The following is a 20694-nucleotide window of genomic DNA, read 5'->3' on the forward strand; positions in this document are numbered from 1 at the left end:
GGATGAGGGGACCTCTGCGTCAACTCCACGTTGGATGAGGGACCCCTGCGCCAATAGGTTCGCGGCAGGGGACCCTCATGCAAAGGGACTCGAGCCTCAGCGGCCGGGCGGCGGGACGATCGCGTCGATCTCGGCCAGCTCCGCGGCCGTCGGCTCCCACTCACCGGCGGCGGCGTTGGCCTTGACCTGCTCGGCCGACATCGCCCCCGCGATCACCGAACCGCAGCCCGGCTGGGCGGCAAGCGCGCCGAATGCGATCTCCAGCAGCGACCGCCCTTCGTGTTCGGCGCCCCATGCGATCAGCGCCTCCACCCGGTCGAGCTTGTCATCGGTGACGTAGCCCTCGCGTGCGGCCAGGCGGGAGTTCGACGGCACCGGCTGCCCGCGTCGGACCTTGCCGGTCAGCAGACCGTTGGCGAGCGGAAAGTACGGAAGCACGCCGACGCCGTAGTGCCGAGTCGCCGGGACCACCTCGGCCTCGGCACCGCGTTCGAGCAGGGACCAGTGGTTCTGCGCCGAGACGAACGGTGCCACGCCCAGCTCCCGCGCCACGTGCGCCGCTTCGGCGATCTGCCAGCCGCGGAAGTTGGAGTGCCCGGCGTACCGGATCTTCCCTTCCTTCACCAGCTCGTCGAGTGCCGACAGCGTCTCCGCGATCGGGGTGTGCCAGTCGGGTACGTGGATCTGGTACAGGTCGATGTAGTCCGTACGCAGCCGGCGCAGCGACTCCTCGACCGCCCGCCGGATGTACGCCCGGCCGCCCCGCGCCCCGGCAGCCGCGCCGTAGCCCATGTCACCGCCGAACTTCGTCGCAAGCACCACCTGGTCACGGCGTCCCGTGAGCACCTGCCCGAGCAGGTCCTCCGAGCCGCCCTTGCCGTAGACGTCGGCGGTGTCGAAGAGGGTGATGCCGGCCTCGAGGGCCGCGTCGACGACCTCCTGTGTGCCGTCGAGGTCGAGCCGGCCGCCGAAGTTGTTGCAACCGAGTCCGACGACGGATACCTGCAGTCCTGAATTTCCCAAGGGTCGATAGCGCATGTCCAGAGAGCCTACGGCCCACCTGACCAGCGACGTCGCCGGTGACCCGACCGGTCGCGGACCACCCGGGCACTGCCGGCGGCCACACCGCCCTGGACCGCTCATCTCGGCGCATCACGTGCAAAAGCTTCCACAACCGCCGCCAAACCGTCATGATGTGTCAGCTTTCTCGGATCACCCATTTCCATGTGAGTCATCGGCTTCCCACATGAGTCACGGGCCGGCCCTTTCGCGTACGCAACCTGCGTCGCTCCCGGCCAACGGGGCCACGACTCGCTCTGGCTTCGGACCCCGGTCCCGCTGTCCGGGCGCGCGGACGGCAGGACCGCCTGGAAGGAGTGCAGTGAGAGTTCGCCGATCCACCGCGGTCGCGACAGCCGCCACCGCAGCAGTCGCCGCCCTCGCCACGCTGGCCGCCACCGCGGCCGGTATCCCCGCGGTCGCCTCGCCGCCCGCGGGAGACCCGGCGCCCGCCCGTCAGCACGCGCCGGACGACCTGCCCAACCCGTACGCAGAGAAGCTCCGCGAAACCCGCAAGGCCGCGATCGAGAAGGTGTTGCGCGGCGAGGCGAAGGTCGAACGTCGCGGTCACTCCGACGTCGTACGCATGGCCAAGGGCGACTACGCCCAGGTCAGCATGGAAAAGACCGACAAGATCTTCACCATCCTCACGGCGTTCGGCGACCAAACCGATCCGCGCACGGGGGGCTCCCCTGGCCCGGTGGCCAACGAGATCGCCGAGCCCGACCGCCGGCGTGACAACACCACCTCGTGGGCGCCCGACTTCAGCCGCGACTACTACCTCGACCTCTTCTTCGGTCAGGACGGCGAGTCGATGTCGACCTTCTACCGCGCGCAGTCGCAGGGCCGCTACACCGTGGCCGGCGACGTGAGCGACTGGGTGCAGCTTCCGTACAACGAAGCGCGGTACGGCAGCAACGAGATCGCCCAGTCCGACGGTTACTGGAACTACGTCAAGGACACCGCGAAGGCGTGGTACGACGCCGAGGTCGCCGCTGGCAAGTCGGCTGCCGAGATCAAGGAGTACCTCGCGCAGTTCGACACGTGGGACCGCTACGACTTCGACGGTGACGGCAACTTCGACGAGGCCGACGGCTACGTCGACCACTTCCAGGCGGTCCACGCGGGCGAGGGTGAGGAGGCCGGCGGCGGCGCACAGGGCGGCGACGCGATCTGGTCGCACCGCTGGTACGCGTTCCAGGGCCTCAACGACGGCCCCGACGGAAACCCGCGCGGCGGCGTCCCGATCGGCGACACCGGCATGTGGATCGGCGACTACACCACCGAGCCGGAGAACGGCGGCCTCGGCGTCTTCGCCCACGAGTTCGGCCACGACCTCGGTCTGCCCGACCTCTACGACACCGCCGGCGGTGACAACAGCACCGGATTCTGGTCGCTGATGTCGTCCGGCTCGTGGCTCAACAAGGGCAAGGACGACATCGGCACCTCGCCCGGCTACATGGGCGCCTGGGAGAAGCTGCAACTCGGCTGGCTCGACTACGACGTCGTCTCACCCGACCGCGCGTCGACCACGGTGCTCGGCCCGGCCGCCCTGTCCACGGACAAACCGCAGGCGCTGGTGGTACCCCTGCCCAAGGAGTCGGTCACCACCGACTACAACGACCCGTTCTCCGGGTCCTTCGAGTGGTGGGGAGGCAGTGCCGACGACCTCAACCGGATGCTCCGGCGCACCATCGACCTGACCGGGAAGTCCAGCGCGTCGATCACCGCCAAGGCGTGGTACGACATCGAGGAGGGCTACGACTTCCTCCGTGCCGAGGTCTCGACGGACGGCACACACTGGGAGGGTGTCGGTGAGCCGGTCGACGGCACCTCCGACGGCGAGTGGGTCGACCTGACCTACGACCTGACGCCGTACGCCGGTCAGTCGATCCAGTTCCGGTTCCGCTACACGACCGACGGTGGCGTGCACCTGGCCGGGCCTATGCTGGATGACATCGCGGTCACCGCCGACGGTGCGCAGGTCTTCTTCGACGACGTGGAAGCGGGCACCAACGGCTGGACCGGCAACTGGACCAGGTTCGGCGGCAGTGTCACGGAGCTCAAGGGCACCTACTACCTCGCGGAGAACCGTCAGTACATCGGTTTCGACGCGAACCTGGAGACCGGCCCGTACAACTTCAACCGCGCGATCAGCAAGCCCGACTGGGTACAGCACTACCCGTACCAGAACGGCCTGCTCGTCACGTACTGGAACGAGAAGCAGGGCGACAACAACACCTCACGCCACCCGGGTGAGGGTCTGATCCTGCCCGTCGACGCGCGTCCCGGGCTGATCGCCTACGAGGACGGGTCGCTGGCCAACGGCCGGGCACACTCCTTCGACGCGACGTTCGGACTGGAGAAGACCCAGCCGATCACACTGAGCAAGGAGGTCATGGCGGGGAACCAGGTCCAGGTGCTCATCGCCGACGTCCCCGCGTCGAAGGCGATCCGTACCTTCGACGACTCCGACCCGAACGCCTACTGGAACGCCGCCAACCCCAGCAAGAGCGTCAAGGTGGCGGGCTACGGCGTCAGGATCGTGGTCACCAAGCAGTCGGCCAACGGCCGCCAGCTGACGGTCGCGGTCCGCCCAGCGGACTAGGCCCGTACCGACCAGGGAGCCGGGTGTGGGCGGGCGCATGCGTGAGTACGATGCCCGCCCACCCTGCGCGGAGCCGGCGTCCGACAATGACCACGCTGCCCATGCTGGTGGTGGCCGGGGTCCGACAAATGACCACGCTGCCCATGCTGCTGGTAGCTGGAACTGGTACCGACACCTGTCCGGACAGCACAAGCATGGGCAGCGTGGTCATTTGCAGGCGCGGCCGAAGCCCCGCCCAAGCCCAGGACACGACAACGGACCGTGATCGGGTCCCATTCCGCGGACAGGTGGCGCTTCGTCGGTGTGACGGCGAGGATGGCGGATATGGCACCCGCGAAGACGAGTTCGGTCCGTGTACGCGTCGACGGCCAGGTCCTCGCGCTGTCCAACCTCGACAAGGTGCTCTATCCGACGACGGGGTTCACCAAGGGCGAGGTCATCGACTACTACACCCGGATCGCCCCCGCCCTGCTCCCCCGCGTCGCCGACCGGCCGCTGACGCGCAAGCGCTGGCCCGATGGCGTACACAAGCAACCGTTCTTCGAGAAGAACGCACCACGCGGCACACCGGAGTGGGTCCGCACAGTGACGATTCCCTCACCGGGGAGCACCCGCGGTACCGAGGACGTGGAGTACGTCGTCGTCGACAAGCTCCCGACCCTCGTCTGGCTCGCCAACCTCGCCGCGCTCGAGCTGCACGTACCCCAGTGGAAGGTCGGCCCTCGCGGCGGGATCCGCAAGCCTGACCTGCTTGTCATCGACCTCGATCCGGGGCCGCCGGCCGACCTCGTGCAGTGCTGCGAGGTGGCGCTCCTGCTCCGCGACCTGTTCGAGGCCGACGACCTGCGGGCCTGGCCGAAGACGTCAGGGTCGAAGGGCATGCAGCTCTACGTCCCGCTGGTCGAGACGCCGGGCGAGGCCACCTCCGGCTACGCCAAGCAGCTCGCCGAGCAACTCGCCGGCGAGCACCCGAAGCTGGTCGTCGCCACCATGACAAGGGCTGCCCGCCCGGGCAAGGTGTTCCTCGACTGGAGCCAGAACAATCCGGCAAAGACCACCGTCGCGGCGTACTCCCTGCGCGGCAACGAGACCCCGACCGTCTCCACGCCGCTCACCTGGGACGAGGTCGACGGCTGCCGCCGGGCGGCCGATCTGACGTTCAGTCCGGACGAGGTCCTGGACCGGGTGGAGAGCCTCGGCGACCTCTTCGCCGACCTCGGCTCGGCCCCCCAGCGCCTCCCCTGATCAGGGGTGACGGATCTGGGCAGATCCGCCCGGACTGTCGCGTTCTGCGTACCCACCCGCCCGGTTCGGAGTTAGTGTCGTTCGGAGAACCGCAACGTCAGGGATCCGATCAGCCACGATCTCATCCGCAAGAACGGAGGCGCGCACCATGACCGACGTCGAGGTCCCGTTCGAAGACGCAATCGAAGTCGAGGACGACGAGGCAACCGAGACTCCGCTCGATCACGAGGGCGAGGAACTCGACCTCGAAGCTCCCGAGGCCGATGCGGCCGACCAGCACCACGAGGTTGCTCTCGACGACGAGGACTACCGCTGACACCTCGCGGACCGAAGTGTCTGCCCAAAGCGCCGGTATGATCACCGACCGTTGACCTCAGCCGCCGGGGGAGCCGACGTCAGGTCGGCAGAGGAGGAGTCGAAGTGACGATGTCGGACATTCGCCCCCGGGGTGGCAGGCTCCCCCGCCAGGCACGTCGCGCCCAGCTTCTCGACGCAGCCCAGCAGGTCTTCGTCGCCGCCGGCTACCACGCCGCCGCCATGGACGACATCGCCGAGCGGGCCGGCGTCAGCAAACCCGTGCTCTACCAGCACTTTCCGGGCAAGCTGGAGCTTTACCTCGCGCTCCTGGACGCCTCCTGCGACGCACTCGTCGACGCCGTACGCACCGCCTTGGCCTCCACCCAGGACAACCAGGAACGCGTCGCGGCGACGATGGACGCCTATCTCGACTTCGTGGGCAACGACGGCGGTGCGTTCCGGCTGGTGTTCGAGTCCGACCTCACCAGCGAACCGGCCGTCCGTGAACGCGTCGACAAGGTGAGCCGCGCCTGTGCCGAGGCGATTTCGGCGGTCATCTCCGAAGACACCGGCCTCCCACGGGAGGAGGCCATGCTCCTCGCTGCCGGAATGGCCGGGCTCGCGCAGGTCACAGCCCGCTACTGGGTGTCGGCCGGCGGCACCATCGACCGTGACGAGGCCGCGAAGCTCCTCACCACGCTCGCCTGGCGCGGTATCCGCGGCTTCCCCCGCGCCGACTGACCGACGCCACGAACCTCACCCGCAAACCGTCGGCTAGCCTCGACTGTGCCGGCGCGGATTGCCGCAGTTTCCTGCGGTGCGCGATCCGAACGAAGTGCACGAAACGAAGAGAAGGTGGGCCGTGGAGGTCAAGATCGGCGTCCAGCACGCTCCGCGAGAGATCGTGCTCGAGAGCAACCAGGGTCCTGACGAAATCGAGGCCGCCCTGAGCAAGGCGCTCGAAAGCGACGACGGCCTGTTCAGCCTGGCCGACGAGCGTGGTCGCCGGGTCCTGGTACCCGCTGAGCGGATCGCCTACGTCGAGCTCGGGGCCCAGGAAGAGCGGCGGGTCGGCTTCGGCGCCATGTGACCCACAGGTCCGGCCCGGCGCAGGATCCGTCGTTGTCACAGCGGTTGTCACAGCATGGGTGACTGACGCCTTGCTGCGTACCTTCGCCCAGATGTCCCGCACCCCCCGCGGCCCGCTGGCGCACGGCGGATACCTCGCGTACCCCTCACCAGAACGGGACTTCCGGCACCACCGGGGGCACCACGGGCGGGAGTACGGTGAGTCACAAAGAGAGGGGGGCCATATGAGCATCATCGGCGTCATCATTGCCGGAATCATCATCGGCCTCTTGGGCAAGTGGATTGCTCCGAGCAACCGCGACAACATTCCGCTGTGGCTGACCGTGATCTGCGGTGTCGCGGGGGTGTTGGTCGGCTACTGGCTGGCCACGGTCTTCGGAGTCGCAGCCACGTCAGGAATCGACTGGCTCCGCTGGCTCATCAGCGTCGTCGTGGCTGTGATCTTCGTTGCCATCGCGTCTTCGGTCATGGCCCGTCGCGGGAGCAAGATCTCGCACTAGAGGCGCACCAGAGGACAGACAGTCAGGACTGCAGGCCCAGGGTGGCCATCCGGTGTGCGTGCTGCTCGGTGAGGCGGGCGAACATCCGGCCGATGGCGGCGAGGTCCATCCCGGGGCGGTCGACGCCGCCGACGAGCAGGGCCACGAGTGCGTCCCGCTCGGCGGCGACGCGTTGTGCCTGGGAGAGCGCTTCGCCGACGAGTCTGCGTCCCCAGAGCGCGAGCCGGCCACCGACGCGAGGGTCGTCGGCAATGGCCTTGCGTACCCGATCAACCACGAAGGTGACGTGCCCGGAGTTCTCGAGCACCTCCAGCACGAGGGCTCTGGTGTCGGCGTCGACGAAGGCCGCGACCTCGCGGTAGAAGTCCGTGGCGATCCCGTCGCCGACGTACGCCTTCACCAGTCCTTCCAGCCAGTCGGCCGGTGCGGTGTGCCGGTGGAACTCGTCGAGGGCCGCGCGGAAGGGTTCCATCGCCGACACGGGCTCGACCCCGAGTTCCTGGAGCCGGTCGCGGAGCCGCTCGAAGTGGTGGAACTCGGTCACCGCGAGCGCACCGAGGGCCGCCTTGTCGCCCAGCGTCGGCGCCATCGTGGCATCGTCGGCGAGCCGCTCGAATCCGGTGAGTTCGCCATAGGCGAGTACGCCCAGGAGGTCGATCACCGCCGGCCGGTAGACCGGATCCTCCTGGGCCGCCACCCCACCGCTCGCCCCTGCTCCCCCGGCTGGCGCGTCCCTACGGCTGGCCTCGCTGTCCTTCGCGCTCATGGGGCATGAGCTTAAGGGGTCACACGGGACGGAGTACGCGGTGCGACGACGCCTGCCAGGCCCCCGGGATCCGGCGGCGGTTAGACTCCGTGGCGAGGGCTTCCCGTGATCCGGGCATCCGGCGGGCGATTGCCGCTCCGGCCGCCCGAGGGCGGGCCCGATTCCGACACGCCACGGCGTACGAACAAGAGGCGAAAAGCTCTGACGACTTTCAAAGAACTTGGCGCGCTCCCCGACATCGTCGACGCGCTCGATCGCGTCGGGATCACGGAGCCGTTCCCCATCCAGGAGATGGCGATTCCGATCGCGCTCACTGGTGCTGACCTGATCGCGCAGGCGCGAACCGGCACCGGCAAGACGCTCGCATTCGGCGTGCCCCTACTGCAGCGCATCGTCAGCCCGCGGGACCGCGACTACGAGGACCTGGACGCCCCCGGCAAGCCGCAGGCGCTGGTCGTGGCACCGACGCGGGAGCTGGCGCTCCAGGTGACGGCCGACCTCACGGCTGCCGGCTCGATCCGAGGAGCGAGGGTTCTGACGGTTTATGGCGGGGTGGCCTACGAACCACAGCTCGACATGCTGAAGTCCGGCGTCGACGTCGTGGTCGGAACCCCTGGCCGGCTGCTCGACCTCGCCGACCGCCGGGCACTCGTCCTTTCCCATGTGAAGGTGCTGGTCCTCGACGAGGCCGACCGGATGCTCGACCTGGGCTTCCTGCCCGATGTCGAACGCCTGATCAAGATGACTCACGAGCTGCGCCAGACGATGCTGTTCTCGGCGACGATGCCGGGCGACGTGGTGCAGCTGGCCCGGCGGCACATGCGGCACCCGGTCAACGTGCGCGCGGAGTCCGCCGACGAGAGTCAGGTGGTGCCCGCGACGGCGCAGTTCGTCTACCGCTGCCATGATCTCGACAAGGCCGAGATCCTGGCGCGACTCCTCCAGGCGGAGAGCCGCGGCCGGGTGATGATCTTCTGCACCACCAAGCGTGGCGCGCAGAAAGTCGCCGACGACCTCGCTGACCGTGGCTTCGTTGCGGCCGCGATCCATGGTGACCTCGGCCAGATCGCCCGGGAACGGGCGCTGGAGCGGTTCCGCTCGGGCAAGGTCGACGTCCTGGTGGCCACCGACGTCGCGGCCCGCGGGATCGACGTCGAGGGGGTCACCCACGTCGTCAACCACACGTGTCCCGACGACGAGAAGACCTATGTCCACCGAATCGGGCGTACGGGCCGAGCGAGGGCATCCGGCATTGCCGTGACGTTCGTCGACTGGCAGGACCTTGCTCGGTGGAAGGTCATCAACGCCACGCTCGGTCTCCCGTTCGAGGCGCCGGTGGAGACGTACTCCACCTCCGAGCACCTCTTCCACGACCTGGGCATCCCGAAGGACGCGACCGGCCGGGTAGGCGAGCCCCGCGGCCCCAGCCGCGACAAGGTCAGCCGCGACAGGGCCGGCAGGGACAAGGGCGAACGTGACCGGCAGGACGGGCCGGCGGGCCGGCGACGCTCGCGCGGGCGGCGCGGCGAGGCTACTTCTGACCGGACGACCACCAGGGACGACAATCGGGAACAGGACGGCCGTGAGGGCCGGTCCAGCCGGGGCCGCCGGCGCCGCCGACTCCGTTCGGGCGTCGTCGTCGCGGAGAAGGATGCGGGACCCTCCGACCCCGCGGACGGCACCGAGGCAGCGGCCGGACCTACTGGTTCTCGGGGCAATGCCGACACCGACATCGCGAAGGACCGGGACCATGCGCCCGGCACCGCCGCGACCGGTGGGCACCATGCGACCGGCACCACGGCACCGTCGGGAACATCGACAGACACGGTGACCGACGCGCGGCAGCCCGCCGCTCCGGCCTCGTCATCGTCGACCGGAGAAGGCGGGGGCACCTCTCGCACCGCGCGGCGCCGGAGGTTCCGACTGCGGCGCCGACGTACCTCTTCTGATGCGGCGGGGGACGCTGAAGGCGCAGAGGGCGCTGGACACGGCGAGAAAGCGTCCGGCTGAGCCAGCCCGTTCTCCGGCGATGCGACCCTCATGATCGGTACGTCATGAGCATGCCCTGACAAGTGACGTCGTGTGCCGCTCCAACCTCATGTTCCGCACCGATGGCGGTGCCGAAGCTCAAGGCCTACGCGCAGGTTGATGCGGTCCGGCCGCCGCTCACGCCAGGACGACGACGGGAGTCCCCGTCGGCGCGAAGTCCCACAGGGCCTTGGCGTCGGGTCGTGCCTGGCGTACGCATCCATCGGACAGTGACTGCCCGAGTTGACGAAGGGTCTGTACCGGCTCGCCGGTCGCGATGCTGATCGGGATGTCATGAAACCCGATCGCCGCGTTCTCTCCGAAGGTGAACGTCACCATGTATTCCATCCGCTCGGTGCCGTGATAGCTGGTCGTGTTGCGGCGCTTGCGGATGACTTCGTACCTGCCGGGCCTGACCTGACCGTACTTCGTCCCTGACACGAGATAGCTGCGTAGGACGGTGTCGTCTCCCTTGACCAGCCAGACCCGGTTGGCCTTCAGGGCATAGACGACACGGGTGCCGGTACCGCTGCCGACGGGGAGGGCGTCTGGCCGTGGCGTCGTGGGTGCCGGTGAAGCTGTCCATGCCTTCGCTGTAGGACTCGTCCCGCTATGCGGTGTCGGGTCCGGGGCCTTTCGGAGGGGACCGCCTGCCCGATCCGCCAGATCGCGCTGACGGTCCTGCACGGTGTCGGCGGCGGGCTGCACGATGGTCGTGCCGACCGGGATGAGACCGGTCGCGCCGAGCAGAGCGACCGTGAGGGTGAGGACCGAGAGGCCCGCCGAGAGGATTCGGCGGTGTCCCAGCCGGCGTGACCGGCGGGCGGCGTGCCTCATCGACGATCCTCCTCACGCTGCGTGCGAGCAGTCCAGCCGTGAGCTATCAACAGGCTAGGTCCGACGACCCCAGTGCGGGCCGCCCCCATCGTATTGGGGTAAATGACCAGCTTTCGACCCTGGGCCATCCGCACTGGCTTCGACGGGACCTGGCTTCGACTGCTGGGGATCACAGCGTAGTGGTACCTCCACTCGAGATCGATCGGGACCGCGCTGGGACGAGGACTGCGGGATCGAACCGACCGTCGCGTTGCATGCGGATACGCGGACCGCTGTTGCACCATCCGAGCAGCTACACCTGGAGGAGCCTCCCATGGGTGTGTCACGCGTACGCACAGTCCAACAGTTCCAAAACGGAACCCCGTGGCGCCCTGCATGTCACCGGTTCTGTCGGCGCCTTGTGCCACTGTTGTCGGGTGAACCGGACAGATCGTCTCCACGCCCTGACCGAGGAGCTGCGCCGCGCCGGGCCGAGAGGGTGCAGTTCGCAGCATCTCGCCGAGCGGTTCGCGGTGAGCGTCAGCACCATCAAGCGCGACGTCACCGCCATCCAGCAGGCAGGCACTCCGATCAGGGCACGAAACGGGCCCAGCGGTGGTTACGTCCTCGAGGCCGAGGACACGCTGCCTCCGGTGCAATTCACTCATGCACAGGCGATGGCGGTTGCCGCGGCGCTCGCGGCCAACTCCGAAGCCCTGATCGCCCCCGACGGTGCCGCCGCACTCAAGAAGATCGCCGCCGTGTTGGACATGGAGTCGCGCCACGAGGTGGTGAAACTACTCGGCCGGACGCAGCGCCCCGCCACCGAGTCCGCACCCGCACCACGTGTCATCGACGAGGCTCTGCGCCAGCAGCGCGTCGTGGTCCTGGACTACGTCGACGCGAAGGGCGAGTCGACCCGGCGCCGCGTCGAACCCCTGGAGCTGACGCACACCGGTGACCACTGGTACCTCGTCGGATGGTGCCTGCGTCGCGACGCCGTGCGGTGGTTCCGACTGGATCGGGTCCGTTCCGCGCACCTGACTCCGGATCCGGTCGTCGGCCGGGATCTGCCCGCGATTGGCGCTCCACCGCCAGACGCGGGTCCCGTCGGCGTGGTCATCAACCTGGATACAGCGCGCCGTAGGCGATGAAGCCGCACGCCCACGCAGCCAGCAGATAGAGCCATCCCCGCAGTGCACGGTCCTTCTGCCACGCGAGAACGCTCAGCACCACGATGGGTATCAGCAACGCGGTCGCCGCCGGCAGGCGTCCGTCGTATTGACCGAACACCCAGAGCATGGCGAGCGCCGTGAACGCGATGGTCAGCCCACCGAGCAGCTTGCGCGGCTCTGCCAGCAGGCGAAGCAGATCCATGGTTCCTACCGTAAGCGGCAAAGCCCTACCCGGCGAGCCGTTGCAGACCCCGTCAACCCACGGCCGTGTCGAGACCGTCCCACGGCCGGTTGCTCGGGTATGCCGAACGTCCCTCGGGACAGTGGGCTGAGAAGTCGCACCATGCGCACTGCGGCCCTGGCGCCGGCGGAAAGGTTCGCTCACACTCGGCCGGCGAAAGCCCTTGTGCGTAAGCGGCTTCGGCTTCGGCCGCTTCGGCCCCGATCCCGTCGGCCCGAGCGATGTGGCGGGTGAGCGACTCGGCGCTGTGCTCCCACCACACGACAGTGCCGGTCGGGAGATGATGCAGCTCGACGCGCCGGCAGCGGCGGTGGAGGGTGCGTGCAGTAGCGGCGGCGTAGACGGCGAGCGCGAGTGAACTCCGCGCGTCGGCCGTAGTGAGGCTGCGGCGACCGGTCTTGTAGTCGACGACGACGAGCTCGACCTCTCCGGGACCGCCGGGCGGTTCGCCAGCAGTGTCGCCTTGGTCGCCAGCAGTGTCGCCTTGGCCGCCGGCAGCGTCGCCCTGGTCGCCGGCAGTGTCGCCTTGGTCGCCGGGTTTGCTACTCACCGGGCGGGCGTCCACGCGGTCGATCCTGCCGGACAGCGCCAGGGACGGCGTGGTCACGGCAACCGTGCGTTCGACCCCGATCGGCTCGTCGCACGGGTCCAGGCCGGTGACATAGTGCTCCACCATCCGGCGGGCGTAGTCGCACCAACGGTCGCTCTGTGCCGAGTCTCGGAAGCCCTCGTCGATCCAGACCCGTTGCAGGATCTGGCCCGCAGCATCGGGGGTACGTCCATGCACCGGCAGCCGCCACCAGGAGGCCAACGCGGTGTGGACGCTTGCACCCACACTGTTGTGCGCCCACGGCGGACCCTTCGGCGGGGTGGGTCGCTCCAGGTAGGTGAAGCGGTAACGCCGCGGACAGTCCAGCCAACCGAGCAACCTGGTCGGCGTCGCTCGGAAGAGCCGGCGCGGCATGGCCTCGAAGCCCAACTGCTGTTGTGGTGCCCCCATGCCGGCCATCCTGCCAACGACCACCCACAACCCGTCCTCGCCCCCTCGCAGAGGCGATCTCGCTCCCGAGTGAGGGGCACCGTTCGCCAACCGTGCCCTGCGTGAGGGGTACCCTGCACCAACAGGTTGGGATGAGGGTGCCGCCCCCCACGCGACACATGCGACACACGCGACGAGGGCGGTGACAGGTGGGACAGGAGTGGGACGTCACGGCAGGTAGGGCTGCGGAACCACCCGTTCCGACCGCTCGGCGTTGACCCGCGCCCGGTCGAGCAGGCGCAGGAACTCACCCTCGCTGGTGGTGCAGCTGCCCAGTTCGTGGCCGTCCTTGCCGGTCCCGTGATGGTCGCTGGACCCGGTGACCACGAGGTCGAGGTCGCCCGCGAGCCCGCGCAAGGCCCTGCGTACGGCCTCGTCGTGGTCGTGATGGTCCACCTCGACACCGGCCAGGCCCGCGTCGGCGAGGGAGGCGATCACATCGTCGCTCAGCACCTTGCGGCTGGCCCGCCCGCGCGGATGCGCCAGCACGGGTGCTCCGCCGGCCGCGATGATCCGGGTGACCACGTCGGTCGGTTCCGGTGCGTACCTCGTGATGTATGCCGGCTTTCCCTCGCTCAGCCAGCGGTCGAACGCCTCCCGCCGATTCGCGACATGACCAGCCGCCACCAACGCGTCGGCCACGTGTGGCCGTCCGAGCGACGTCGCGTCCCGCGACTGGGCGGCCACGTCGGCGACGTCGAGTACGACCCCCACGGCACGCAGGCGTTCGAGGATCAGCGGAACCCGGGCGTTGCGCCCTTCGCGGACGCGTTCCAGCATGGCCTGCAGTTCCGGCTCGCCCGGATCGGGTAGGTACGCCAGCATGTGCACACTCGTGGCGGCCAGGCGGCACGACACCTCGGCACCCACGACGAGCCCGATCCGGAGGCGTTCGGCCTCCGCGCGCGCCTCGTCCCACCCGGCGAACGTGTCGTGATCGGTCAGCGCCAGGACATCGATCCCGGCCGCCGCCGCGTGGTCGACGAGGACGCCCGGCGAATCGGTACCGTCCGAGCAGCGTGAGTGCGTGTGCAGGTCGATGCGCACCGAGGGCTCCCGAGTGGCGTGCGAACAATCTGGCACACCTTAGGGCGTACCCGCCCAGGGATTCAGGAGCCGCCGAGGCGAGGCGTCAGCGCGCCGTAAGGAAGCAGATCGACCTCGCGCCCCAAGGTGCCCATGTCCGCGAGGCTGAACGGTTCGAGCAGCAGCGCCCCGGCGGTCTCGGGGTGGAAGACCAGCCACAACCAGAAGCCCTCCGCCTCACCCGCGTAGACAGCGCGATCAGCGGGTCCGCGGACGAACCACAGCGGCGTCGGCCGGCCGCCGGCCTGGACCTTCGCCTGCGGAGCGCCGTCACCGAACGCGTCACCCGGGTCCGCACCCGACAGTCCGGCATAGCTCGCGCCCAACCCGATGCCCATCTCCTCGGCCACCAGCAGCAGCTCCCCGGGCCCGCCGAGCGGGTTCGGCCCGCTGCACGCGACGACCGTGGCGCGGACGCCTTCGACCTCGCTGCCGGCGTGGCCGACGCCGGTGATGACCCATCCGTGGGGAATCGGCCACGGCAACCAGATCGGGAGCCGCGACCGCGAGGCCAACCAGCGTACGAAAGCCGCCGACGGTTGACTGAACGGACGCAACGGGGGTACCGGTCCGTGCGCCCCGCAGTTCCAGTTCGTGTCCCACGGCGACGGGGCGCGCAAGGATCCTTGACATCTCGGGCAAACTGGATCGCCCTTCATGCGTACGACGTTCCTCCCTGAGACGGCGCAGGTCAAGGGTGGACGCCGCAAGGTGTACAGATCACGTACAGATCCGGTCCTCACAGGCCTTGATCGCCGGCACGGTACGCATGCCACGATGGCCCGCATGCTTTCGAGTCGCCGCTCGTTCCTCACCGCCGGCGCCGGGTTCCTCGCGGCCGGCACCGCCGGTGTCGGGCTCGTCGAGGCCCGCATGCTCCCCGGCCGCGTCTACCTCCACACCGCGCTGGGACTCACCGGCGAGGACGGCGTCATCCCCCATGTCAGACCAGGTCCCCGGGTCGACAAGGAGTACGCCTCCCGCGCGTGCAAGGGCGACCTGGTGCGATGGTCGGTTGCGTACCCTCCCGGCGTACCCACCGACGCCCGGCTCCCCGTCGTCCTCGCCCTGCACGGCCGGGGTGGTGACCACCGGTTCGCGTTCGACGAACTCGGCCTCGACCGGTACCTCGCGGCCGCGGTCGCCGCGTGGCCCACGCCCTTCGTCGTCGTCTCGGTCGACGGCGGACCGGACAGCTTCTGGCATCGTCGCCGCGACGGCCGCGATTCGCAGGCGATGATCCTCACCGAACTCCTCCCCCAGCTTGCCGCCCGCGGCCTGCGTACCGAACGCATCGGCCTGATCGGCTGGTCGATGGGCGGCTACGGTGCCCTGCTCCTGGCCGAGCAGCACCCCGACCGGATCGCGACGGTCGTGGTGTCGAGTCCGGCGTTGTGGCAGGACTACGCCGAGGTGCCCGAAGGTGCGTTCGACGGCGAGACCGACTTCCGGGCCCATGACGTCTTCGCCGACCCGTCGGCGTTCGAGGACATCCGGATCCGGGTCGACTGCGGGCGCGACGATCCGTTCGTCGACGCGACGCAGGCGTTCGTCGACAGCCTGCCGACGCGGCCGGCGGGCGGGTTCCAGCCGGGGGCGCACACGGCCGGCTACTGGCGGCGGATGGTGCCTGAGCAGTTCGAGTTCCTCGCCTGGAACTTCTGACGGTTGCCGCGAGCGTGCACCTCCCCGGACCACCCGGGTGGTGGGCCGGCGGAGGTTCAGAGCGTCGGTGGCGTACTGCACACTGGGGCGCGTGCGGGCGAGCCGACTGATCTCCGTCGTCCTGCTGCTCCAGGCCAGGGGCCGGATGACGGCGGATGAGCTGGCGAAAACCCTCGAAGTGTCCGTACGCACGATCTACCGCGACGTCGAGTCATTGAACGCCGCCGGTATCCCCCTGGTCGGCGAGCCCGGCAACGACGGCGGCTACCGCCTCCTCGACGGCTACCGCACCCGGCTGACCGGGCTCACGGCCGACGAGGCCGAGTCCCTGTTCCTCACCGGCGTGCCGGCCGCGGCGGCCGCACTGGGCCTCAGCGAGGTCGCGACCGCGACCCAACGCAAGCTGCTCGCGGCGATCCCGCAGACCGCTCGAGAACGTGCCGAGCACGCCCGGCAGCGGGTTCATGTCGACCTGGAGCCCTGGGGCCAGGAGGCGCTGGCCGAACCGCTTCTTCCCGAACTGCACCAGGCGATCTGGGCCGACCGGCTGATCCTCGTGCGATACGGCACGACCACATCGGCCGTCGAACTGGCGCCACTAGGCCTGGTCTGCAAGGGCACCCCCTGGTATCTGCTGGCTCTCCGTGGCACCGCCATCCGGACCTACCGCGTGTCCCGCCTGCACAGCCTCAGCGTGACCGAGAAGCGCTTCGTCCGTCCTGCCGACTTCGACCTTGTGCGGCACTGGCAGGACGCGGTGGCGGCGTACGCCGAGACGTTCGGCCGCATGGTGGTGAAGCTCCGCCTCCGCGGCAACGCACTCCTTCGGGCCCAGTGGGTGCAGGCCCGGTCCCGCACCATCGCCGAGCCCGACACCGAGGGCTGGTCCGACGTCGTTCTGGTGGTGGAAGATCCCGACAACGCCCTCGACGTGATCCGTACCCTCGGCAATGACGTCATCGTCGTCGAACCAGCCGCGCTACGCACGGACGCGGTCGCGATGGCACAGACATTCGTCGCCGCCAACACCTAGGGGGTGTCTGATGGATAACGATCGGCTCGCGGCGGGTCAGGCGTTCCAGCTGAGGATGGCGGGAGTGTCGCGTTCCCAGCCGAGCACGCTCACAGTCGTGGTGTCGAGGACCAGGTGGGCGCCGGCCTCAGCGGACTGACCGATCCAGCGGGCTCCCAAGACCCGCAGGAGGTGGCCGTGCGCGAAGAGTAGGGCGCGCTCGCCGGCTTCCGTGCGTACCCGGTCGATGATCCGGTCCACCCGCTCGGCCACCTCCAGCGCCTTCTCCCCACCTGGCACCGGATGGGTCCAGATGGTCCAGCCAGGGCTGTCCCGCTGAATCTGCGCGGTGGTCAGGCCTTCGTACTCGCCGTACCTCCACTCGTGGGCGTCGGCATCGACCTCAGCACGGTCCCCGAAACCGGCCAGCCGGGCCGTGTCGCGGGCGCGTAGGAGCGGGCTGGTGAGGACCAGGTCGAACGACGTACCGGCCAACCGGGTCCGAAGCTCCCGTGCCGCGCGTTCGCCTTCGGCGGTGAGGGGCAGGTCGGTAACGCTGGTGTGCTTGCGCGTACGACTCCATTCGGTCTCGCCATGCCTGGCGACCCACAGGTCGGGCTGGCCGCGGGTCATCCGGCGCTCGCGGTGCGTACGGCTGGCTCCTTCGTCACAGGGTGCCTGTGTGCAAGGCCAGCTTGGCGAGAAGGTTGCGCGCTTCCTCCGCCTTCTGCGGTTGGCACAGGAGGTCGTAGGTCGACGCGACCACCTGCGTACGTGAGGTGAAGTCGCGGTGGCCGCCCGTCGCGCGGTAGCCGACCCAGCCGAAGATGACGCCGAAGATCGCGCCGATCACGACTCCGGTGATCACAAGGACGAGCGCACTGCCCCCGCTCCTGGCGAACAGGCTTATCAGGATGCCGACGAAGAGCCCCCACCACGCGCCGGCGCCGGCGCCGACGGCGATGGCGCGGCCCTGAGTGAGACGGCCCGTCACCCGCTCGACCAACCGCAGGTCGCTGCCCACGATCGTGACGTTCTCGACCGGGAACTTGTTGTCCGACAGGTAGTCGACCGCGCGTTGCGCGTCCGCGTAGTTGGGGTACGACCCGACCTTGAGGCCGCTGGGCGGCTCGGGAAGCGGAGCAGCCATCGTGGACACCTTCCTCTCGAAGGTCTCACCGGTCCGCGGGCCGTCTTTGCCCGTACGCGCAAGATCGACCAGTCGCGGTTCGTCGTCGGCAGCTGAAGTGTTCTCCTTCGAGGATGCCCCACCTGTTGCGGGCGATGCGCAAGATCGGCGGTTTTGCCGCTGGTAAACTGGGGGCGGTTCGCGTCGTCTTGTCGTGACATCTCACGGTTGTGATGACTCTCGAAACCAATCATCAGGCAAGGTTGGCAATTCCCCACGATGCACGGTGAATTCGCCACGTGTCGTGGGGAATGATCACCCAAGCGTGATCATTCCGGCCAAACCGCGGTCGCGGCTGGCTTTGCCCTTGCGAGGGCCCGGCGTCGAGGAGGTGGTCGCAGGTGAAACCTGCTTATCCCTGCAGTACCAGCGTCCTCCGACGCCGATCTGAGCTCGCGCGCTAGCAGGCGGTCGACGCCCTGACATCCGCGCGAGGCTGACCGCCGACACGAGCCCGGTTCGATCTCGTCTGGTCCAGAGCGGCCTCGGAGGACCTCCGCCGCCCACCTTCGCATCGTGGGCGCCTTCATTGCCGTTTCCGCCGACGAGGAGGTCAGTCGACCATGGCAGCATCGAGCACATCTGTCCGTCCTGGGAGAAACGCCGTGCTCGCAGGGCGCCGCGCCCGCGCGATGATGCGTGCGATCCGCCGCCGATCCCTGCCCGACCGGCTCGTCGTACCGTCCGCTGACGCAGGGGCGACGACGACCAGTCCCGAACAGGCGATCGTCGACTGGGCGTTCTACCGCGACGGCAAGCGCCAGGACGACGTCACGTCGTACGCCGAGGGGGTACGCCGGGCACGGCAGGGTGGCGGCTTCGTCTGGATCGGTCTCTTCGAGCCGACCGAGAGCCAGCTGGCCGGCCTCGCCGACGAGTTCGACCTGCATCCCCTGGCGGTCGAGGATGCGGTGACCGCGCACCAGCGACCGAAGCTCGAACGCTACGACGACTCCCTGTTCGCGGTGTTCAAGACCGTGCGCTACGCACCACAGGGCCAGGTCGCCACGTCTGGCGAACTGGTGGAGACCGGTGAGGTGATGGCGTTCGTCGGTGCGGAGTTCGTGGTGACGGTCCGACACGGTGACCACAGTGAGCTGGGGCAGGTACGCCGCCAACTCCAGGACAACCCCGAGCACCTGGCGCACGGTCCGTCCACTGTGCTCCACGCCGTGGCCGACCGGGTGGTCGACGACTACCTGGCGGCGGTCGACCGGTTGCAGGACGACATCGACGAGCTGGAGATCTCGGTCTTCTCGGCGCGTGGCGCCCGTGACGTCGGCCGGGTCTACCAGCTCAAGCGGCAGGTCCTCGAGCTCAAGCGGGCTGTCGCGCCGTTGACGGTACCGTTGCGCCACCTTGCCGAGCGGCCGCTGCGGTTGGTGGCGCCGGACATCAGGGAGTACTTCCGCGACGTCGAGGACCACCTCACCCGGGTCCGCGAGCAGGTCGCCGCCTTCGACGAGTTGTTGACGTCGATCCTGCAGGCGAGCCTCGCTCAACTCACGGTCGCAGAGAACGAGGACATGCGGAAGATCTCGGCGTGGGTGGCGATCCTGGCGGTGCCGACCATGATCGCGGGGATCTACGGCATGAACTTCACCCACCTACCAGGGGCCGATTCGCGGTTCGGCTATCCGGCGGTCCTGCTGGTGACGCTCGTCATCTGTGTGACGTTGCACCGCTACTTCAAGCGCAACGGCTGGCTCTGAAGCCCTCGGGTCCGGCTGCCCGACGCTATCGCTCGGCCGTTTCATGATCAGGTGTCACGAATGGCTGGTTGCCGAGCCGAGAAGCTGCCATTCGTGACGCATGATCACGGCCGCGGCGTCGCCCAGCTGTCTTGACATCGAATGACCTCGCCCGAATACTCGATGCAGAGTATTCGGTGCAACAAGGGCGATGAACCGGTCGGCCACCTCCACGGCCCACCGCGCGCCGCGACTGACCCACCACCGCACCGGCACGGCCCGAGGACCGGGCTCGAGGCAAGGAGGACCGGATGACGAGGCGCAAGGTGTCCAACCCCCTCGCCCTCGCCGTGCTGTCCCTGCTGCTCGAGCGCCCCATGCATCCGTACGAGATGTCGCGCACGCTCCGGGAACGCAACAAGGAAGGCAGCATCAAGCTCAACTACGGCTCGCTCTACTCGGTCGTCGACAAACTGGTGGCCCATGGCCTGATCGAGCCGCAGAAGACGGTCCGCGACGGCCGACGGCCCGAACGCACGGTCTACGGCGCGACCAGCGCCGGCCGGGCCGAGTTCGAGGACTGGCTGGCCGAGCTCCTGGCCATTCCCGTGAAGGAGTTCTCACAGTTCGAGGCCGGCCTCTCCCTTCTCCCGGGCCTCCCGCCCGAAGAGGTGGTCGACCTGCTCGACCAGCGCTGCGTCCAGCTCGAGCACTCCCTCGCTTCCTCCGAGGCCATCCTGAAGGCCAGCGCACCGTCGCTGCCGCGCTTGTTCTGGATCGAGTGGGACTACGTGCGCACCCATCTCGAGACCGACCTGCACTGGACCAGGAAGCTCGTCGGCGAGATCCGCGACGGTTCGTTCGACGGCCTCGCAGATTGGCGTGCGTTCCACACCGACGACACCTCGCCCGACCTCGCCGATCCGGCCCGCGACGTACCGGCCGACGACACACGAGGCAGTGACACACGGGGTGGGGGCGGTGCAGACAAGGACACGACCGCCGACGTCCCGCAACGGAAGGCCTCCGGCCGGAAAGGGAGGCTCAAGAGCGTCTGAGACCAGAGCAGCGCCAACACACGAAGGCCCTGACGCAGGTGCGGCAACACCTGGGCCAGGGCCGAGATCTCCACATCGTTCCGGTCCGTACGAACGAACCCTCGCGACCCGAAGACCGCACTTCCCACCT

The 20694-nt window shown here is 68.8% G+C and carries 21 protein-coding genes; 12 read left to right on the plus strand and 9 right to left on the minus strand.

Going from position 1 to position 20694, the window contains the following annotated elements; genetic code table 11:
* Window positions 1–96: 96 nt before the first annotated feature.
* Window positions 97–1038: an aldo/keto reductase gene (locus tag ABNF93_RS20935; RefSeq protein ID WP_349329817.1), complete on the minus strand. Its 942-nt coding sequence runs from the start codon at window positions 1036–1038 to the stop codon at window positions 97–99.
* A gap of 343 nt (window positions 1039–1381) precedes the next feature.
* Between ABNF93_RS20935 and ABNF93_RS20940 the strand changes: the two genes are divergently transcribed.
* The 6 genes from ABNF93_RS20940 to ABNF93_RS20965 all read left to right on the plus strand — a co-directional run bounded on the left by ABNF93_RS20940 (window position 1382) and on the right by ABNF93_RS20965 (window position 6798).
* Window positions 1382–3667, plus strand: a complete 2286-nt coding sequence (locus ABNF93_RS20940) for an immune inhibitor A domain-containing protein (protein WP_349329818.1) — start codon at window positions 1382–1384, stop codon at window positions 3665–3667.
* Between the two features lie 324 nt (window positions 3668–3991).
* Window positions 3992–4912, plus strand: coding sequence for a non-homologous end-joining DNA ligase (gene ligD / locus ABNF93_RS20945; protein WP_349329819.1), 921 nt, complete (start codon window positions 3992–3994; stop codon window positions 4910–4912).
* Window positions 4913–5060: 148 nt separating this feature from the next.
* The gene (locus tag ABNF93_RS20950) at window positions 5061–5228 is read left to right on the plus strand and encodes a hypothetical protein (protein WP_349329820.1); all 168 of its coding nucleotides are present in this window, start codon (window positions 5061–5063) and stop codon (window positions 5226–5228) included.
* A gap of 110 nt (window positions 5229–5338) precedes the next feature.
* Entirely contained in the window at window positions 5339–5950 is a 612-nt protein-coding gene (locus tag ABNF93_RS20955; protein ID WP_349329821.1) for a TetR/AcrR family transcriptional regulator, read from the plus strand.
* Between the two features lie 121 nt (window positions 5951–6071).
* On the plus strand, window positions 6072–6299 hold the full coding sequence (locus ABNF93_RS20960; protein ID WP_349329822.1) for a DUF3107 domain-containing protein: 228 nt from the start codon (window positions 6072–6074) through the stop codon (window positions 6297–6299).
* Window positions 6300–6357: 58 nt separating this feature from the next.
* Complete coding sequence (locus ABNF93_RS20965) at window positions 6358–6798, plus strand: GlsB/YeaQ/YmgE family stress response membrane protein (RefSeq protein WP_349329823.1); 441 nt, start codon at window positions 6358–6360, stop codon at window positions 6796–6798.
* A gap of 22 nt (window positions 6799–6820) precedes the next feature.
* On the opposite strand, the gene ABNF93_RS20970 is transcribed toward ABNF93_RS20965, so the two are convergent.
* On the minus strand, window positions 6821–7564 hold the full coding sequence (locus ABNF93_RS20970) for a ferritin-like fold-containing protein (protein ID WP_349329824.1): 744 nt from the start codon (window positions 7562–7564) through the stop codon (window positions 6821–6823).
* A gap of 201 nt (window positions 7565–7765) precedes the next feature.
* Here ABNF93_RS20970 and ABNF93_RS20975 point away from each other — a divergent pair, with 201 nt between their 5' ends.
* Complete coding sequence (locus tag ABNF93_RS20975) at window positions 7766–9574, plus strand: DEAD/DEAH box helicase (protein WP_349329933.1); 1809 nt, start codon at window positions 7766–7768, stop codon at window positions 9572–9574.
* Window positions 9575–9730: 156 nt separating this feature from the next.
* Here ABNF93_RS20975 and ABNF93_RS20980 read toward each other — a convergent pair whose 3' ends face one another.
* Window positions 9731–10429 (minus strand): L,D-transpeptidase, encoded by a 699-nt coding sequence (locus ABNF93_RS20980; protein ID WP_349329825.1) that lies wholly within the window; start codon window positions 10427–10429, stop codon window positions 9731–9733.
* 416 nt (window positions 10430–10845) lie between these two features.
* Here ABNF93_RS20980 and ABNF93_RS20985 point away from each other — a divergent pair, with 416 nt between their 5' ends.
* Complete coding sequence (locus tag ABNF93_RS20985) at window positions 10846–11562, plus strand: helix-turn-helix transcriptional regulator (RefSeq protein WP_349329826.1); 717 nt, start codon at window positions 10846–10848, stop codon at window positions 11560–11562.
* Here the strand turns inward: ABNF93_RS20985 and ABNF93_RS20990 are convergent.
* From ABNF93_RS20990 to ABNF93_RS21005, 4 genes are all read right to left on the minus strand, one after another.
* A complete protein-coding gene (locus ABNF93_RS20990) occupies window positions 11531–11785 on the minus strand; it encodes a hypothetical protein (RefSeq protein WP_349329827.1) in 255 nt (84 codons plus the stop codon). The genes ABNF93_RS20985 and ABNF93_RS20990 overlap by 32 nt on opposite strands.
* A 52-nt stretch (window positions 11786–11837) precedes the next feature.
* Complete coding sequence (locus ABNF93_RS20995; protein ID WP_349329828.1) at window positions 11838–12824, minus strand: RecB family exonuclease; 987 nt, start codon at window positions 12822–12824, stop codon at window positions 11838–11840.
* Window positions 12825–13031: 207 nt separating this feature from the next.
* The gene (locus ABNF93_RS21000) at window positions 13032–13910 is read right to left on the minus strand and encodes a PHP domain-containing protein (RefSeq protein WP_349329829.1); all 879 of its coding nucleotides are present in this window, start codon (window positions 13908–13910) and stop codon (window positions 13032–13034) included.
* Between the two features lie 62 nt (window positions 13911–13972).
* Window positions 13973–14824, minus strand: coding sequence for a DUF6758 family protein (locus ABNF93_RS21005; protein WP_349329830.1), 852 nt, complete (start codon window positions 14822–14824; stop codon window positions 13973–13975).
* On the opposite strand from ABNF93_RS21005, the gene ABNF93_RS21010 reads away from it, so the two are divergent.
* Both ABNF93_RS21010 and ABNF93_RS21015 read left to right on the plus strand, forming a co-directional pair.
* Complete coding sequence (locus ABNF93_RS21010; protein ID WP_349329831.1) at window positions 14736–15614, plus strand: alpha/beta hydrolase; 879 nt, start codon at window positions 14736–14738, stop codon at window positions 15612–15614. The genes ABNF93_RS21005 and ABNF93_RS21010 overlap by 89 nt on opposite strands.
* A gap of 91 nt (window positions 15615–15705) precedes the next feature.
* Window positions 15706–16647 carry a helix-turn-helix transcriptional regulator gene (locus ABNF93_RS21015; protein WP_349329832.1) on the plus strand — a complete coding sequence of 314 codons (942 nt, stop codon included), beginning with the start codon at window positions 15706–15708 and terminating at the stop codon, window positions 16645–16647.
* Between the two features lie 36 nt (window positions 16648–16683).
* Here ABNF93_RS21015 and ABNF93_RS21020 read toward each other — a convergent pair whose 3' ends face one another.
* Window positions 16684–17259, minus strand: coding sequence for a histidine phosphatase family protein (locus tag ABNF93_RS21020; RefSeq protein ID WP_349329833.1), 576 nt, complete (start codon window positions 17257–17259; stop codon window positions 16684–16686).
* A gap of 34 nt (window positions 17260–17293) precedes the next feature.
* On the minus strand, window positions 17294–17776 hold the full coding sequence (locus tag ABNF93_RS21025) for a YflT domain-containing protein (RefSeq protein WP_349329834.1): 483 nt from the start codon (window positions 17774–17776) through the stop codon (window positions 17294–17296).
* A gap of 602 nt (window positions 17777–18378) precedes the next feature.
* On the opposite strand from ABNF93_RS21025, the gene ABNF93_RS21030 reads away from it, so the two are divergent.
* Together ABNF93_RS21030 and ABNF93_RS21035 are read left to right on the plus strand one after the other, a co-directional pair.
* On the plus strand, window positions 18379–19527 hold the full coding sequence (locus ABNF93_RS21030) for a magnesium and cobalt transport protein CorA (protein ID WP_349329835.1): 1149 nt from the start codon (window positions 18379–18381) through the stop codon (window positions 19525–19527).
* A gap of 290 nt (window positions 19528–19817) precedes the next feature.
* Complete coding sequence (locus tag ABNF93_RS21035) at window positions 19818–20564, plus strand: PadR family transcriptional regulator (RefSeq protein WP_349329836.1); 747 nt, start codon at window positions 19818–19820, stop codon at window positions 20562–20564.
* The last annotated feature ends 130 nt before the right edge of the window (window positions 20565–20694 follow it).

This window comes from Actinopolymorpha sp. B9G3 (assembly GCF_040120725.1).
Classification (GTDB): Bacteria; Actinomycetota; Actinomycetes; order Propionibacteriales; family Actinopolymorphaceae; genus Thermasporomyces.

Excerpts from the sequence above, each read along its gene's own strand:
- ABNF93_RS20995 (WP_349329828.1), bottom strand. The coding sequence starts at position 12,824 with ATGGGGGCACCACAACAGCAGTTGGGCTTCGAGGCCATGCCGCGCCGG.
- ABNF93_RS20970 (WP_349329824.1), bottom strand. The coding sequence starts at position 7,564 with ATGAGCGCGAAGGACAGCGAGGCCAGCCGTAGGGACGCGCCAGCCGGG.
- ABNF93_RS20935 (WP_349329817.1), bottom strand. The coding sequence starts at position 1,038 with ATGCGCTATCGACCCTTGGGAAATTCAGGACTGCAGGTATCCGTCGTC.
- ABNF93_RS21030 (WP_349329835.1), top strand. The coding sequence starts at position 18,379 with ATGGCAGCATCGAGCACATCTGTCCGTCCTGGGAGAAACGCCGTGCTC.
- ABNF93_RS21035 (WP_349329836.1), top strand. The coding sequence starts at position 19,818 with ATGACGAGGCGCAAGGTGTCCAACCCCCTCGCCCTCGCCGTGCTGTCC.
- ligD (WP_349329819.1), top strand. The coding sequence starts at position 3,992 with ATGGCACCCGCGAAGACGAGTTCGGTCCGTGTACGCGTCGACGGCCAG.
- ABNF93_RS20980 (WP_349329825.1), bottom strand. The coding sequence starts at position 10,429 with ATGAGGCACGCCGCCCGCCGGTCACGCCGGCTGGGACACCGCCGAATC.
- ABNF93_RS20950 (WP_349329820.1), top strand. The coding sequence starts at position 5,061 with ATGACCGACGTCGAGGTCCCGTTCGAAGACGCAATCGAAGTCGAGGAC.
- ABNF93_RS20990 (WP_349329827.1), bottom strand. The coding sequence starts at position 11,785 with ATGGATCTGCTTCGCCTGCTGGCAGAGCCGCGCAAGCTGCTCGGTGGG.
- ABNF93_RS20955 (WP_349329821.1), top strand. The coding sequence starts at position 5,339 with ATGTCGGACATTCGCCCCCGGGGTGGCAGGCTCCCCCGCCAGGCACGT.
- ABNF93_RS21005 (WP_349329830.1), bottom strand. The coding sequence starts at position 14,824 with ATGCGGGCCTCGACGAGCCCGACACCGGCGGTGCCGGCCGCGAGGAAC.
- ABNF93_RS21010 (WP_349329831.1), top strand. The coding sequence starts at position 14,736 with ATGCTTTCGAGTCGCCGCTCGTTCCTCACCGCCGGCGCCGGGTTCCTC.
- ABNF93_RS21020 (WP_349329833.1), bottom strand. The coding sequence starts at position 17,259 with ATGACCCGCGGCCAGCCCGACCTGTGGGTCGCCAGGCATGGCGAGACC.
- ABNF93_RS21025 (WP_349329834.1), bottom strand. The coding sequence starts at position 17,776 with ATGGCTGCTCCGCTTCCCGAGCCGCCCAGCGGCCTCAAGGTCGGGTCG.